Annotated in this window: 13 protein-coding genes and 1 tRNA gene; 4 read left to right on the plus strand and 10 right to left on the minus strand. The window is 56.8% G+C overall.

Going from position 1 to position 14,568, the window contains the following annotated elements:
• The 6 genes from V8G57_RS05350 to rpsF form a co-directional block, all read right to left on the minus strand.
• A complete protein-coding gene (locus tag V8G57_RS05350) occupies positions 1 to 627 on the minus strand; it encodes a DUF47 domain-containing protein (protein WP_014006461.1) in 627 nt (208 codons plus the stop codon).
• Positions 628 to 813: 186 nt separating this feature from the next.
• On the minus strand, positions 814 to 2,214 hold the full coding sequence (locus V8G57_RS05355) for a replicative DNA helicase (RefSeq protein ID WP_092394053.1): 1,401 nt from the start codon (positions 2,212 to 2,214) through the stop codon (positions 814 to 816).
• Between the two features lie 117 nt (positions 2,215 to 2,331).
• Positions 2,332 to 2,784, minus strand: a complete 453-nt coding sequence (gene rplI, locus V8G57_RS05360; RefSeq protein ID WP_092394057.1) for a 50S ribosomal protein L9 — start codon at positions 2,782 to 2,784, stop codon at positions 2,332 to 2,334.
• Between the two features lie 26 nt (positions 2,785 to 2,810).
• Positions 2,811 to 3,095: a 30S ribosomal protein S18 gene (gene rpsR, locus V8G57_RS05365; protein ID WP_014006464.1), complete on the minus strand. Its 285-nt coding sequence runs from the start codon at positions 3,093 to 3,095 to the stop codon at positions 2,811 to 2,813.
• Positions 3,096 to 3,110: 15 nt separating this feature from the next.
• Entirely contained in the window at positions 3,111 to 3,458 is a 348-nt protein-coding gene (priB, locus tag V8G57_RS05370) for a primosomal replication protein N (RefSeq protein ID WP_342828486.1), read from the minus strand.
• Between the two features lie 49 nt (positions 3,459 to 3,507).
• Positions 3,508 to 3,876 carry a 30S ribosomal protein S6 gene (rpsF, locus tag V8G57_RS05375; protein WP_038488331.1) on the minus strand — a complete coding sequence of 123 codons (369 nt, stop codon included), beginning with the start codon at positions 3,874 to 3,876 and terminating at the stop codon, positions 3,508 to 3,510.
• Between the two features lie 315 nt (positions 3,877 to 4,191).
• Between rpsF and lexA the strand changes: the two genes are divergently transcribed.
• Positions 4,192 to 4,842: a transcriptional repressor LexA gene (gene lexA / locus V8G57_RS05380; RefSeq protein WP_342828487.1), complete on the plus strand. Its 651-nt coding sequence runs from the start codon at positions 4,192 to 4,194 to the stop codon at positions 4,840 to 4,842.
• Here lexA and V8G57_RS05385 read toward each other — a convergent pair whose 3' ends face one another.
• A complete protein-coding gene (locus V8G57_RS05385) occupies positions 4,843 to 5,619 on the minus strand; it encodes an RNA methyltransferase (RefSeq protein WP_342828488.1) in 777 nt (258 codons plus the stop codon).
• A gap of 152 nt (positions 5,620 to 5,771) precedes the next feature.
• On the opposite strand from V8G57_RS05385, the gene V8G57_RS05390 reads away from it, so the two are divergent.
• The 3 genes from V8G57_RS05390 to V8G57_RS05400 all read left to right on the plus strand — a co-directional run bounded on the left by V8G57_RS05390 (position 5,772) and on the right by V8G57_RS05400 (position 8,829).
• A complete protein-coding gene (locus V8G57_RS05390) occupies positions 5,772 to 6,575 on the plus strand; it encodes an inositol monophosphatase family protein (RefSeq protein ID WP_092394069.1) in 804 nt (267 codons plus the stop codon).
• 156 nt (positions 6,576 to 6,731) lie between these two features.
• Positions 6,732 to 7,199, plus strand: coding sequence for a VOC family protein (locus V8G57_RS05395; protein ID WP_342828489.1), 468 nt, complete (start codon positions 6,732 to 6,734; stop codon positions 7,197 to 7,199).
• A gap of 283 nt (positions 7,200 to 7,482) precedes the next feature.
• Positions 7,483 to 8,829 (plus strand): DEAD/DEAH box helicase, encoded by a 1,347-nt coding sequence (locus V8G57_RS05400; protein WP_144736822.1) that lies wholly within the window; start codon positions 7,483 to 7,485, stop codon positions 8,827 to 8,829.
• Between the two features lie 70 nt (positions 8,830 to 8,899).
• On the opposite strand, the gene V8G57_RS05405 is transcribed toward V8G57_RS05400, so the two are convergent.
• The 3 genes from V8G57_RS05405 to V8G57_RS05415 all read right to left on the minus strand — a co-directional run bounded on the left by V8G57_RS05405 (position 8,900) and on the right by V8G57_RS05415 (position 14,530).
• Complete coding sequence (locus tag V8G57_RS05405) at positions 8,900 to 9,460, minus strand: hypothetical protein (RefSeq protein ID WP_175500892.1); 561 nt, start codon at positions 9,458 to 9,460, stop codon at positions 8,900 to 8,902.
• A 229-nt stretch (positions 9,461 to 9,689) separates the two neighbouring features.
• A tRNA-Arg gene (locus V8G57_RS05410) sits at positions 9,690 to 9,766 on the minus strand.
• 309 nt (positions 9,767 to 10,075) lie between these two features.
• Positions 10,076 to 14,530 carry an EAL domain-containing protein gene (locus tag V8G57_RS05415; protein WP_342828490.1) on the minus strand — a complete coding sequence of 1,485 codons (4,455 nt, stop codon included), beginning with the start codon at positions 14,528 to 14,530 and terminating at the stop codon, positions 10,076 to 10,078.
• Between the last annotated feature and the right edge of the window lie 38 nt (positions 14,531 to 14,568).

Consider the following 14,568-nt stretch of genomic DNA (forward strand, 5'->3'; position numbering starts at 1 on the left):
TCAGGCGTTTTCTACGATGATGCCTTCGATGATGTTGGCGACATCTTCGCAACGGTCCGTTACCGTTTCCAGCAACTCGTAAATGGCTTTCAGCTTGATCAGGGTGCGCACGTCCGGTTCGTCGCGGAACAGCTTCGACATGGCGGCGCGCATCACGTGGTCGGCATCCGATTCCAGGCGGTCGATCTCGACACAGATGGCCAGGATTTCACGCGAGTTGTCCATGTTGTGCAGCAGGCCCACCGCGGCCTTGACCTTTTCCGCGCAACCCAGGCACAGCTCGGCCAGGCGCTTGGCTTCCGGCGTGATGGCCTTGATGTCGTACAGGGAAATGGTCTGCGCCGCGTCTTCCAGCAAATCCAGGATGTCATCCATGCGCGTGATCAGCTGATGGATGTCGTCGCGATCGATAGGCGTGATGAAAGTCTTGTGCAGCATGTCGATTGCATGATGGGTGACCTGGTCGGCCTGCTTCTCAATGCCTTCGATAGCGTGCACGCGGATTTCCAGATCGTCGAAATTAGTCATCAACGCCACCATTTCCTTGGCGCCCTTGACGCATAACTCTGCGTGCTGGTTAAAGAGCTCAAAGAATTTGCCCTCGGTGGGCATCAATCGTCCAAACATGTTTATTCTCTCTTCTGAGGGTTAAGCTGAATCTACTTACTGCGCTACTTACTAACTGTTATTTGCCGAATATATTGATTTAAAGCAAACAAATGTCACGAAACTGAAATATATCAGGCTCGCCCAAACGTTGCTAAGCTGGTTTTACCTGTTTCGCATTACTGCAACAAAAAATGGAAACGGCGGTCAGTCGCCGCCGTACGGCGCATCCAGATTACCAACGTAATTGTCGAATTTAGTGTATTGGCCGAGGAAACTCAGCCGGACGCTGCCGATCGGGCCGTTACGCTGCTTGCCGATAATGATTTCGGCGGTGCCCTTTTCTTGCGAATCGGGGTTGTACACCTCGTCGCGGTAGATGAACAGGATGACGTCGGCATCCTGCTCGATAGCGCCGGATTCGCGCAAGTCCGACATCACGGGGCGCTTGTTGGGGCGCTGTTCCAGCGAACGGTTCAGCTGCGACAGCGCGATCACCGGACACTGCAGCTCTTTCGCCAGGCCCTTCAGGTTACGCGAGATTTCAGAAATTTCGGTCGCGCGATTCTCGCCGGCGTTGTTGGCTGACATCAGCTGCAGGTAATCGATGATGATCAGGCCCAGCGTGCCGCACTGGCGCGACAGGCGGCGCGCGCGGGCGCGCAGCTCGATCGAACTCAGGGCCGGGGTTTCATCGATGAACAGCTGGGCGTCGTTCATCTTCTGGATCGCATGCGTCAGGCGCGGCCAGTCTTCGTCGTTCAGGCGGCCTGTGCGCAGGCGGTGCTGGTCGAGCTTGCCGACCGAACCCAGCATACGCATGGCGAGCTGGGTGCCGCCCATTTCCATCGAAAAGATCGCCACCGGCAAACCGCTGTCGAGCGCGACGTTTTCGCCGATATTCACAGAGAATGCAGTCTTACCCATCGACGGCCGTCCAGCGACGATGACCAGGTCGCCCTTTTGCAGGCCGGAAGTCATCTTGTCGAGATCGATGAAGCCGGTCGAGACGCCGGTGATGTCGCTCTGGTTGTCGCGGTTGTAGAGTTCGTCGATGCGCTCCACCACTTGCGTCAGCAAAGGCTGGATTTCCTGGAACCCTTGGGCGCCGCGCGCGCCTTCCTCGGCGATCGCGAAGATCTTCGATTCGGCCTCGTCCAGCATCTGCTTGACTTCCTTGCCCTGCGGGCTGAAAGCCTGGCCGGAAATCTCGTCGGCGACGGTGATCAATTTGCGCAGCACGCCGCGGTCGCGCACGATCTCGGCGTAGCGGCGGATATTGGCGGCGGACGGCGTATTCTGGGCCAGCGCGTTAAGGTAGCTCAGGCCGCCCACCTCTTCAGCCTTGCCGGTGCCGCTCAGCGATTCATAGACAGTGATTACGTCGGCAGGCTTGCTGCCGTTGATCAGCTTGACCATGTGCTGGAAGATGATGCGGTGGTCGTACCGATAGAAATCGTCGGCGTTCACAAAGTCGGCGATCTTGTCCCAGGCCGCGTTATCCAGCAGCAGTCCGCCTAAAACGGATTGTTCTGCTTCGATGGAATGGGGTGGTACGCGGAGAGAGTCTAACTGCGGATCGGACGGTGCTTTGGAAGGTGCTTTCATGGCGCGAATTATACCCGTTTCTGATATCGGTCTTGCCATCGCGTCCAGAAAAAGGACATAAAAAAAGCCGGGAAAACCCGGCTTTTTAACACTACAACAACTATTTCAGGCAACGTATCAAACGTGCTCGCCGATCACAGCGATAACGATGTCGACTACGACGTCGGTATGCAGGGCAACCGCAACAGCGTGCTCGCCGGTGGTCTTCAGAGGACCGACAGGCAAACGAACTTGAGCTTTTTCGACTGCAAAACCTTGCTTGGTCAACGCTTCAGCGATGTCGAAGTTGGTCACGGAACCGAACAGACGGCCGTCAACACCCGATTTTTGCGAAATCTGCACGGTCAGGCCGTTCAGTTTTTCGCCCTGGACTTGAGCGGCAGCCAGCTTGGCGGCGGCAGCTTTTTCCAGGTCGGCGCGCTTCGCTTCGAATTCAGCGATGGCAGTAGTTGTAGCACGACGTGCCATACGTTGCGGAATCAGGAAGTTACGTGCGTAACCGTCCTTGACGCGAACAACTTCACCCAGATTGCCGAGATTAACGACTTTTTCCAACAGAATGACTTGCATGTTTTTCTCCTATTTCAAGTCGTCAATTAAGCGTTGTGCAGATCGGTGTACGGCAGCAGCGCCAGGAAACGCGCGCGCTTGATCGCGGTGTCCACTTGACGTTGATAGATTGCCTTGGTGCCGGTCAGACGTGCTGGCATGATCTTGCCGTTTTCCTGAACAAAATCCTTCAGCGTGTCGATATCTTTGTAGTCAACGCTGGCAACGTGTGCAGCGGTGAAACGGCAGAATTTCTTGCGCTTGAACAGCGGGTTTTGTTGTTGACGCTTGTTTTTCAGTTTGCTTTTATCGAACTTTTTACCGAATGCCATTTTTGGCTCCTGTATCTAAATTTTAGACTTTAAATTTTGACTAATTGATTCATCTGCAATCGCGGTTGCAGCGAAATCCGTGATGTGAAATACCAGGCTTCTACCGTTGCGGCTCTTGCGTGCCATGAATCCCGTAAACCAGAATGTCTCGCCCAGTTGCGCCTTGCTGAATCTTCCCGAAATCTCGCCGACGGCTAGCGCGGCAATTTCGAATTCGATCAGACGCTTGATGCCTGCTTCAATCGGTTCCGAGCGGTGCTGCAATATCGCAGATACGATCGGGATGCCTGCCGGTGTGTAACGTATGACTTCACGTTCGGCGACTACGGCAACCAGTTGAAACACATTATTGGGTTGATCCACTCCTGATGAACTCGTCGGCTACGTAATGAATGCTGGTAGGCGGCTAGTATTAGGCTGCCGGCGCTTCGGTGCGATGGCTCTTGGCAGCATCTTCCTTCTGCACAGCCTTCATCATCGGCGAAGGACCGGTTTCAGCCTTCTTCAGCTTGACGGTCAGATGACGCAGCACTGCATCATTGAACTTGAAGCCGGTTTCGATTTCAGCCAGGGTTTCGCTGTCGCACTCGATGTTGAGGCAGACGTAATGTGCTTTAGCCAGTTTCTGGATCAGGTATGCCAGTTGGCGGCGGCCCCAGTCTTCCACGCGATGCACAGTGCCGCCACGTGTAGTGACGATGCCTTTGTAGCGCTCGATCATCGCAGGCACTTGCTCGCTTTGATCTGGATGGACGATAAATACGATTTCATAATGACGCATGTAAGCTCCTTTTGGACGGATTGAAAAATCGCCCACCTCGGCGTCAAGACGAGTGTGGGAAGAGGAAAACCAGCAATAGTACTAGCAATTGCAACAAAACTCAATGATTTCAGACCCGGGCCCTCGCCGGGATGTAAGTAAATAGCTAAAGAGTGGTCAAATCGCATCAAATTGTCTTGCATTTGCACAAATACTGTACAAAAATACAGACTGTTGTTATGCACAGCATCGATTGGGCGCACCAGCGCTGCCTTTGCTGTTTCTTTACCGCTTTTCCAAGCACTCCCACACCATTTTTTTACACCAAAATACGCCATGATCAAATTGACCGCACGTCAGCAGCAAATCCTCGATCTGATCAAGGACGCCATCGAAAACACCGGCTTCCCGCCGACGCGCGCCGAAATAGCAACCGAACTCGGCTTTCGCTCAGCCAATGCGGCAGAAGAACATCTGCAGGCGCTGGCGCGCAAGGGCGCCATCGTGATCTCGGCCGGCACCTCGCGCGGGATCCGGCTGACCGAAAGCGCCAGCCGCAGCCAGGGCACGCAGCTGGCCTTGCCGCACCCGGCCCTGATGCAGCTCAGCCTGCCGCTGGTCGGACGGGTCGCCGCAGGCTCGCCGATCCTGGCGCAGGAACATATCCAGGCCAGCTACAACGTCGACCCCGCCCTGTTCAGCGCCAAACCGGATTACCTGCTGAAGGTGCGCGGGATGTCGATGCGCGACGCCGGCATCCTGGACGGCGACCTGCTCGCGGTCAAGAAAGCCGACAGTGCCAGGAATGGCCAGATCGTGGTGGCCCGCCTGGGCGACGACGTCACCGTCAAGCGTTACCAGAAAATCGGCTCCACTATCCAGCTGCTGCCGGAAAATCCTGATTTCGAGCCGATCATCGTGACATCCAGCCAAGAGGATTTCGCCCTGGAGGGCCTGGCGGTCGGACTATTGCGTAGCTGGAATTAATCAGGAACGATCAAGGCGGCGCCGTTTGGTCAGTATCTGGCTGGCGATGCCGCGCAAAATATTGACCTCCTCGGTTTCCAGCTGGGTGCGCGAGAACAGCCGCTTCAGGCGCGGCATCAGCTTTTTCGGGCTGGCCGGATCAAGGAATTCGATCTCTATCAAGGCTTGTTCAAGATGGGCGAACATGCCGTCGATGTCGGTCAGGCTGGCAGCATTACCCTGGAAACCGATCTCTCCGCTGCTTGCCGGCGACACATCCTCGCTGGCTGCAACCCGGCATTCATACGCCAGCACCTGCACTGCCTGCGCCAGGTTCAGCGATGAATACTCGGGATTCGCCGGAATATTCAGCAGCACATTGCATTTTTCGACAATCTCGTTAGGCAGCCCGTAACGTTCGCTGCCGAAGATGACCGCCGCATTCAGGCTGGCATCGCCGGCCAGTTGTGCCGCCAAGGCGCGCGGCGCCATCAAGGGCGGGGAAAATTCTCGCAAGCGGGCACTCAGGGCAGCAGCGAAGTTGCAGCCTTCCAGGGCCTGCTCCAGGCTATCGACAATCCGCGCCGCCGCCAGGACGTCCTGCGCGCCGCTGGCAAACGCGACCGCTTCCTCACGCTGCAACACATCGGGGAAACGCGGATTGACCAGGACCAGCTCGGAAAATCCCATGGTTTTGATAGCGCGTGCAGCAGCACCGACATTGCCGGGACTGCTGGTTTCAACCAGCACAAAGCGCAGCCGATTGAAAAGAGACGTGTTGATTTTTGCCGGGTTCATTTAAAATAGCGCCATTACGCGGATTTCTTCGACTAAAAGTTGCTTATTTTTCGAAATATTCACTGAAACATCCGCATCGTTCATTATTATTCATCATATAGGTGGTTCTGTTCCCGGTTGGCACAGTGCCGCCATTTTAACGGAACACTATCATGCATCCAATGCTCAATACGGCCATCAAGGCCGCCCGCAATGGCGCCAAGGTCATCTCGCGCGCCTCTTTCGACCTCGATTTGCTGAAAGTCACCAAAAAGCAGCATAACGACTTTGTCACCGAAGTCGACCAGGCTGCTGAAGCGGCGATCATTGATGTACTGAAGAATGCCTATCCGGACCACGCCATCCTGGCCGAGGAATCTGGCGCCTCCGCCAACCTGCATGACGATAATGAAAACGTCTGGATCATCGATCCGCTCGACGGCACCACCAATTTCATCCATGGTTTCCCGCAATACTGCGTCTCGATCGCGCTGCAGCACCGCGGCCAGATCACCCAGGCAGTCGTGTACGACCCGACTCGCAACGATTTGTTCACAGCCACCAAGGGTTCCGGCGCCTACCTGAACGACAAGCGGATCCGCGTCGGCAAGCGCGACAAGATCGCCGACGCCCTGATCGGCACCGGCTTTCCTTTCCGCGAAACAGAAGGCCCGGCCATGGATGAATACATGAAAATGTTCCGCATCATGACGCAAAGCTGTGCCGGCCTGCGCCGTCCGGGCGCCGCCGCCCTCGACCTGGCGTACGTCGCAGCAGGCCGCCTTGACGGTTTCTTTGAAAAAGGCCTGAAACCTTGGGATATCGCTGCAGGCTCCCTGCTGATCAGCGAATCGGGCGGCATCGTCGGCGATTTCACCGGCGAATCCGATTATTTGTACAAGGGCGACGTGCTGGCCGGCAGTCCCAAAGTATTTGCGCAGATGGTCGGCTTGCTGTCGCCATTCGCCGGCAAATAGCCCACTGGATTTTCCGGGGCAAGAGAAACCCTGCCCCGGAAGCGCCATAAAACTCTGCTTTGTCATTTCAACTGCGTGGCCGGGCGACTACAATGCATGCGCAACAGCGCAATTGGACAGCCCTAACGACCATTTCTCAACTCGCAGGAGAACAATATGGCAGTCAAACCAATTCCGGACGGATATTCTTCCGTCACTCCCTACCTCATTGTCAACGGCGCGGCCGACGCAATCGCGTTTTACAAAAAAGCTTTTAATGCAGTGGAAATAATGCGCATGGAGGGGCCTGACCACAGGATCGGGCATGCGGAAATCAAGATCGGCGATTCCCACGTCATGCTGGCCGACGAATTCCCGGAGATGGATATCCGCAGCCCGAAAACACTGGGCGGGGCTGGCGTCAGCATCATGCTCTATGTTGAAGACGTGGATGTGGTGTTCCCGCGGGCAATCGCTGCCGGTGGCACGCAGGCGCGACCATTGCAAGACCAGTTCTATGGCGACCGCTCCGGCACCCTGAAAGACCCGTTCGGCCACGTCTGGACCGTAGGCACGCACATCGCCGACTATTCGGATGAAGAAATACGCGAGCGCGCCGCTGCCGCCATGAAACAAACCGGCTGACCCGCGCTTGCACACCGTGCGGTCCGCTTTATTTCCAGGCGGATCGCCAGCGGCTGTTTTATGGCCCCTGGCCCCACAACATGCGGGAATTGCTTGCCTGTAGCGCGCCGTTGTTATACTCTGCGGCGACACAGCAAATTCTCCAGTCAAATACTGCTGTCAAGGACGTTATCGGGCTGAAAAGCAAATGCCAGCCCAGCTGACTCCAATCTCCTCTAATCCGTTTGCCTGCGACTGGCGCCTTATAGAAGGCGACAGGCCGATACTATTCTATTGAGTTGTCATGTCTTTTTCTGAACTCGGCTTGTCCGAAGCCATCGTTCGTGCAGTAACCGAACACGGATACACTACCCCTACTCCAATCCAGACCCAGGCCATTCCTGCGGTGCTGGCTGGCGGCGATTTGCTGGCCGGCGCCCAGACCGGCACCGGCAAGACCGCCGGCTTTACGCTGCCGGTGCTGCACCGCTTGTCGACATCGGCCACCAACCCGGTCGGCAGCCAGCGCCCGATCCGCGCGCTGGTGCTGACACCGACCCGCGAACTGGCCGCCCAGGTCGAAGAAAGCGTGCGCCTGTACGGCAAATACCTGAAGCTGACCTCGGCCGTGATTTTCGGCGGCGTCGGCATCAACCCGCAAATCAAGCTGCTCAAGCATGGCGTCGACATCCTGGTGTGCACCCCGGGCCGCCTGCTGGACCACATGCAGCAAGGCACCGTCAACCTGAACCACGTGGAAATCCTGATCCTGGACGAAGCCGACCGCATGCTGGACATGGGCTTTATCCGCGACATCAAGAAGATCCTTGCCGTGCTGCCGAAGAAACGCCAGAACCTGCTGTTCTCGGCCACCTTCTCGGACGAGATCAAGATCCTCGCCGACAACCTGCTGAACTCGCCGGCCATGATCGAAGTGGCCCGCCGCAACTCGACGGTCGAAGTGATCCAGCAAAAGATCCACCCGGTCGACCGCGACCGCAAGCATCCGCTGCTGGCGCATTTGATCAAGACTCACCAATGGTCGCAAGTGCTGGTGTTTACCCGCACCAAGCACGGCGCCAACAAACTGGTCGAGCAGCTGGAAAAAGACGGCATCAGCGGCATGGCGATCCACGGCAACAAGAGCCAGTCGGCACGCACCCGCGCGCTGGCCGAGTTCAAGGACGGCAGCCTGCAAGTGCTGGTAGCAACCGACATCGCGGCACGCGGCATCGACATCGACCAGCTGCCGCACGTGGTCAACTACGATCTGCCTAACGTGCCGGAAGACTATGTCCATCGGATCGGCCGCACCGGCCGCGCCGGCGCTACCGGTGAAGCGGTATCGCTGGTATGCGTGGATGAACACCAGATGCTGAAAGATATCGAGAAGCTGATCAAGCGTGAATTGCCGAAGGAAGTGGTTGCCGGTTTTGAACCCGATCCAAATGCCCGCGCCCAGCCTATACAGCTGCGTAGCGGCGGTGGCGGCGGCAATCGCGGCGCAGGAGGCGGCGGTGGACGTGGACGCTCACAAGGCGCCGCGCCTGGCGTCAAGCCAGGCCAGGGACCATCCCGTGGCCACGGCGGCGGCAATGGTGCGGCACCGCGTCCTGCGGCTCCACGCCGCTCCGGCGGTCGCGGCCGCTAAGCCTCACTGATGACAGTACGATGCCGGCTCAGCCGGCATCGCCCATTCAGCGCACGCTCGCCTCTCTGATTCAGTTCAGGCAATCAGTCAAACCATCATAGATCGTCATGCTCGAGCCCGGCAACGGCGCGTGGAGCGGCCTGTCGCCCGCCAGTGCGCTGTAAAACGACGCTACCGGCGTCTGCGCCGCCAGTGGCGAGCGGCAGGCCCAGGTGCGCGCATCGGTCACGACCTTGCCGTTGGCGGCATCGATTTCAGCATTACTGCCCGCAAAGACCCACACACACTCTCCCATCGTGCCGTCGGACTGCCGTACCGAGCAACGGTAGCGCAAGGCTTGCATATTGCTGAACTCACCTTCGCAGATGGTATCGCCGCAGATATCGTCGAAATCCCGATGCAGCCGCCGCGCCAGGTCGTAGAAGACATCCCAGCCCTGCTCATTGCCGGGATAATGCACGGCGTCGACATATTCGACCGCGTTCGCCGGTGTCGCGCAAAACGTCAAGGCGCCGGCTGCGCACAGGAATGTCGCGGCCCAAACCAGCGCACTGCCGGCGAACCGGACAAGCACGATCTTGCAGTATGCGAAAAAACGTAAATTGCTGGATAAGCTGACTGTAGCAGGCATGCAATTCTCCTTCGATTAGAGGCAACGGTGTGCGGCACCAGATAGATGCCATTGACACATCATAATGTTGCTCGCGCCACCCAGCCAATAAGCCCGGGCCTAACCTGATCGAGGGAAAATTTGAAGAGAAGGAAACAGGCAGGAAAAATCCGCGAACGCGTGTCGCAGACGAAATTTTACAAAGATGGATGTTGGCAATGGAATGCCGCGTTGAAAGTCAGGCTAAAACTGGTCCGGCCGGAGGGAATCGAACCCCCAACATTTCGGGTAGAAGCCGAATGCTCTATCCAGTTGAGCTACGGCCGGATTCATGCGCCTGTTGCCTTGATGCCGATCGGGAGATCACTTCATTGCTGAGCCTGCTGCTCTTCAAGCGCAAAAATAAAAAGGAGCTGTCCGAAGACCGCCCCTTTTTTATTTTTTGGTCGGAGTACAACAATTCAAACCTTGGACCCCTGGTCCAAACCAGGCAATAAAATCGGAACGTCTTATAAATCAAAGGCTTGGCTATTGCCCGTCGCAGGAGTATAGCAGAGCTGTGCCGGGAAGAAAATAGGAGATAGTCGGCAAAACAAATCATTTCGTTAGGAAGATCCGGTTCCAGAATCAAAGAGTTCATGCCCGCTGAAGGCTATCCTGCTCCATGAAAAAATGCATGAACTGCTCCGCCGCCATGGGTTTTCCAAAGTAATAGCCTTGCATCAGATCGCATGAATTACCTCTCAGGAAAGCAAGCTGGGATTCGTTCTCCACTCCTTCGGCAACCACTTCGAGACGCAAGCTATGCGCCAGCGCAATAATGCTTTTAACGATGGCGACGTCATCCAGATCATGGGGGACATCACGCACGAAGGACTGGTCTATCTTGACGACATCAACAGGAAAGCGTTTAAGGTAGGCAAGCGAGGAATAGCCGGTACCAAAATCGTCGATAGTCAGGCGCACTCCGAGAGTATGCAGCCGATGCAGCGCCTGTAAATTGTTTTCGGCATTTTCCATGAGGGTGCTCTCGGTGATCTCCAGCTCCAATAACTGTGGAGGCAAACTGGTTTCTACCAGGAGCTGTTCCACAGCGTCAGTGAAATCGGACCTTAACTGTCGCACGGAAAAATTCACAGCCATTCTCATTGCCGGCATGCCAGATTTGATCCAGCTTTGCAACTGAACACATGCTGTACGCATCACCCAGGCGCCAATGATATTGATCAGGTCGGTTTCTTCTGCAAGCGGGATGAAATCCTTGGGCGCCAGCATGCCTCGGGTCGGGTGATGCCAACGCACCAGTGCTTCCACGCCAACGATGCGACCTGTGTCGCACCGGATTTGCGGCTGATAAAACACCTCCAGTTCCTTCCGGTTCAACGCTTCGCGCAAATCGCTTTCCAAGGACAGGTGTTCAGACATCGAGTACTCCATGGAAGCCTCGAAAAACATGAAGCCTGAGTTGGCTTTCTTGGCGCGGTACATTGCGGCGTCAGCATGCTGCAGCAAGGTTCCAACATCAGCACCGTCCTGAGGATAGAGCGAAATACCGATGCTGGCGCTAACGACGATGCCGTGGCCGCTGATCAGGAAGGGTTTAGCCAAGGATTGGCAAATTTTCTGGGCAACGAGCGTGGCTATATCCGAAGTTGCCACGTCCGCCAGTACGACGGTGAACTCATCTCCGCCCAATCGGGCCACGCAATCCACGATGCGCACGCTGCGCTGGATGCGGCGTGCTACAGCTATCAGCAACTGATCGCCGACATCGTGGCCGAGCGTGTCGTTCACGTACTTGAACCGATCCAAATCCAGGAACAGCACGGCCGCGCCATTCCCGCTCCGCTGCGCCTGCTCAATGCTGCGCTTCAACTGATCGAAAAACATGGCCCGGTTCGGCAAGCCGGTCAACGAATCGCTGAAGGCCAGGTCGCGCACTCGCCTCTCTGCGCGATTGGCTTCGACAATGCGGCGTACTCGCTGCGGCAGGACTGCGAAGTGGATCGGCTTGGGTATATAGTCGCTAGCGCCTGCGGCGAACGCACGCTCTACCGACAAGTTGTCTTCCAGGCCGGTGATGATCAATACCGGGATATGCTGGCGACTGGGAATCTCCTGCATGCGAGCGCAGGCGGTAAATCCGTCCATGACCGGCATCACGGCATCCATCAGTATGACGTCTGGTTTTATCCGCTTAAGGACACGTAATGCCTGGGCGCCATTTTCTGCCTCCGCCACCCGGAAACCGTCTCTTAACAAGGTATAGCGCAAGGCACTGCGGGTGCTGCGGTCATCATCGACCACCAGCACCAGGGCGCTGCCTTCCGTCGGCTTTGTGCTGAAATAGTTTTCACTTGAGACCTCGCTGTAAAGCAAGGCTGCTACATCATCGAACGCTGCACGCAACTGCGGCAGCAAAGGACGGATCTCATCGATCTGCCCAGCCAGCTCCAGTTCTTCCACTTTCTTGGCCAACTGGGTCATATTGGTTGCTCCCAGGTTGCCGCTGCTACCCTTGATGGCATGCGCTAAAGACCGGATAGCATCCGTGTCTTTCTGTCCTATGGCCTGCTCCAGCTGCTCTAGGTTAAGCGGCATATCTTCCAGGTAGGGCGTCACCGCTTGCTGCAAGCTGGGCCCTAATATCTCCTGCAGTTTATCGAACACAGTCCGATCCAAAGGACTGGCCTCAGTCTCGATCGGATTAGCCGCCATTGACGCCGTTTCGGATTCCTTTGTCCTGCGTCCGGTTGCTCGAATCAGCCACTGCTCCAGCTTATGCCGTAGCTCAATCAGCGTGATTGGCTTTGCCAGGTAATCATCCATCCCTGCGGCCAGGCATTTTTCCACATCGCCGCTCTGGGTATTGGCGGTCATGGCGACGATCGGCGTGTGCCGCAACCCGGGTTCTTCGATATTGCGGATTCGCGCAGTGACCTCATATCCGTCCATCTCAGGCATATTGCAATCCATGAGGATCAGATCAAAGTGGCTGCGCTGGACTGCCTCGATCGCCGCCCAGCCGTTGTCGACGCATTCGCAGAAACAATCGCTCATGACAAGCATGCCGGTAGCCACCACCTGGTTGGTGCGATTGTCATCGACGACCAATACCCGGTATTGTTTTGCCTTGGCTGGCAGTGTGCCTGGCAATTGCGCGGCAAGGATTTCGGCGGCGCCTGATTGCCGGTCCGGCCGCGGCTGGCGGATCGCCTCCAATAGACGCTGCAAGCGTAACGGCTTGTCCAGATAGGCATCGACTCCCTTGAACTGTGCGTCTTTCGCTGCGCCGTAGTGCTGCAACAGCAGCAGACGTGCCGTCGCCAGCGCCGGCGCGGCCCGGATATATCGCAGCAAGTCGGCGTCCTCGCCTTCTGCCTGCGTGCATTCGGTGATGATCAGCGCATATGGCGTTTTCGCCGCCCGCTCCAGTTCTTCCCGCGCTTCCGCGGCACTGTAGGCTATGCGGCATTGCATCCCGTGACTTGCCAGGCTTTGCATCAGGAACCTGCGTACGATCTCGCTTTTCGCTGCAATCAGGACCTGCATCCCTTGCAAGTCCGGCTCGGGCGCAACTGCAGCCTGCTTTTCAGCCGGCTGGCAAACAATCGTGAACCAGAATGTAGCGCCTTGGCCCGGCGCACTGACCACCCCGATCCCGCCTCCCATGAGCTCCACCAGCTGCTTGCAAATCGCCAGGCCGAGACCGGTCCCGCCGTATTGGCGAGCGGTGGCGCTGTCGGCCTGGGCAAAAGAGTCGAATACATGGAGCGCCGCATCCTGGTCCATGCCAATACCGGTGTCGTTCACCTCTATCCTCAGGCCGAAGTATTCGCCGCTGTCCCGACTGCGGGAAATGCGGACAGCCACCTCGCCGTGTCCGGTAAATTTCAAGGCGTTTCCCACCAGGTTGGTGAGAACCTGCCGCAAGCGCATCGAGTCGCCTTTGATCAGATCCGGAACGTCGTCCGCCAGTAGATAACCAAGGTCCAGTTCTTTTTCCCGGGCCTGCTTGGCGAACAGATCGAGGACTTCTTCCACCAGTTTGCGCAAGTTGAAATCGATTTCTTCCAATATCAGCTTGTTGGCCTCTATCTTGGAGAAATCGAGGACATCGTTGATCAAGTCAATTAGCGTATGGGCCGAACTCCAGGCCACTTCGACGCATTCCATTTGCGGCTTGGTGAGCCGCATTTCCCTTAGCATGTCCAGCATTCCCACCACGCCGCTCAAGGGTGTGCGCACTTCATGGCTCACCGTCGCGGCAAACTGGGCCTTCATCATTGCTGCGTGCAATGCCTGGTCGCGCGACTGCTTCAGCTCGAGCTCACGCTCTTCCAGTACTGCCATCATTTTATTGAAGGCTTTGGCCATGTCTATGATGTCGCGCGGCCCCTCGCGCGCTGCGCGCATGCCCGACTCGCCCGACTCGGCGCGCCCCATCAGCTCGGACAGGGCATTCAAAGGCCGGATCAGATTGCGCGCCAAAAGGCGCATGATTCCCAGCAAGATAAGAGCAAAGGAAAGCGTAATGGCCAGATTGACCATCAGCAAGGAGAGCACCAGGTGATTCATGGTTCCCTTGCCAAGCACGATATACACATACCCAAGGAGCTGCGGCTTGCTCTCCTGCAGCTCGAACGGCGACGTTGCTGCATGGCCTTGATAGACCGGTGCGCCGAAACGCCATTCCTTATCGTTTTCCTGTTCCAGCATGGCCCTGGTCGGAGCGATGCCAGGCTGCGCCCCTTGAATCGGCCCGGCTATCTTGCCTGCCTTGGTTTCGAACAGCAAAACTTTGTTAGCGGTATCGGTAATCTCCACCTGGAGCACATCAGGAAACGCAAGCGTGGTAGCAACCTCCTCACGCACATTGTCAGCAGAATGGTAAAGCAGGGCCAGGGTGCTTTGACGCGCCAGGTTTTCTGCAATATGCAGCCCTTGCTCAATCAGGTAACCCCGCACGCTGCGATTGGTTTGCCAGGAATTCATCAAGGACGAAAACAACGCCAGGCCCAGGATCGAGATGGTGACAATCGCCATCAGTTGGCGGCGGAATCCGGTACGGCGTAAGTAGGATTGCAACATGATGGACTCGTCAAGATGAGGAAAAAAAGGCATCGCAT

The organism is Collimonas rhizosphaerae (assembly GCF_038896935.1).
In the GTDB taxonomy this organism is placed as follows: Bacteria; Pseudomonadota; Gammaproteobacteria; order Burkholderiales; family Burkholderiaceae_D; genus Collimonas; species Collimonas rhizosphaerae.

What these genes read in the sequence shown, in the direction of transcription:
- V8G57_RS05350 (WP_014006461.1), bottom strand. Translation starts at nt 627, where the DNA reads ATGTTTGGACGATTGATGCCCACCGAGGGCAAATTCTTTGAGCTCTTT.
- V8G57_RS05355 (WP_092394053.1), bottom strand. Translation starts at nt 2,214, where the DNA reads ATGAAAGCACCTTCCAAAGCACCGTCCGATCCGCAGTTAGACTCTCTC.
- rplI (WP_092394057.1), bottom strand. Translation starts at nt 2,784, where the DNA reads ATGCAAGTCATTCTGTTGGAAAAAGTCGTTAATCTCGGCAATCTGGGT.
- rpsR (WP_014006464.1), bottom strand. Translation starts at nt 3,095, where the DNA reads ATGGCATTCGGTAAAAAGTTCGATAAAAGCAAACTGAAAAACAAGCGT.
- rpsF (WP_038488331.1), bottom strand. Translation starts at nt 3,876, where the DNA reads ATGCGTCATTATGAAATCGTATTTATCGTCCATCCAGATCAAAGCGAG.
- lexA (WP_342828487.1), top strand. Translation starts at nt 4,192, where the DNA reads ATGATCAAATTGACCGCACGTCAGCAGCAAATCCTCGATCTGATCAAG.
- V8G57_RS05385 (WP_342828488.1), bottom strand. Translation starts at nt 5,619, where the DNA reads ATGAACCCGGCAAAAATCAACACGTCTCTTTTCAATCGGCTGCGCTTT.
- V8G57_RS05390 (WP_092394069.1), top strand. Translation starts at nt 5,772, where the DNA reads ATGCATCCAATGCTCAATACGGCCATCAAGGCCGCCCGCAATGGCGCC.
- V8G57_RS05395 (WP_342828489.1), top strand. Translation starts at nt 6,732, where the DNA reads ATGGCAGTCAAACCAATTCCGGACGGATATTCTTCCGTCACTCCCTAC.
- V8G57_RS05400 (WP_144736822.1), top strand. Translation starts at nt 7,483, where the DNA reads ATGTCTTTTTCTGAACTCGGCTTGTCCGAAGCCATCGTTCGTGCAGTA.
- V8G57_RS05405 (WP_175500892.1), bottom strand. Translation starts at nt 9,460, where the DNA reads ATGCCTGCTACAGTCAGCTTATCCAGCAATTTACGTTTTTTCGCATAC.
- V8G57_RS05415 (WP_342828490.1), bottom strand. Translation starts at nt 14,530, where the DNA reads ATGTTGCAATCCTACTTACGCCGTACCGGATTCCGCCGCCAACTGATG.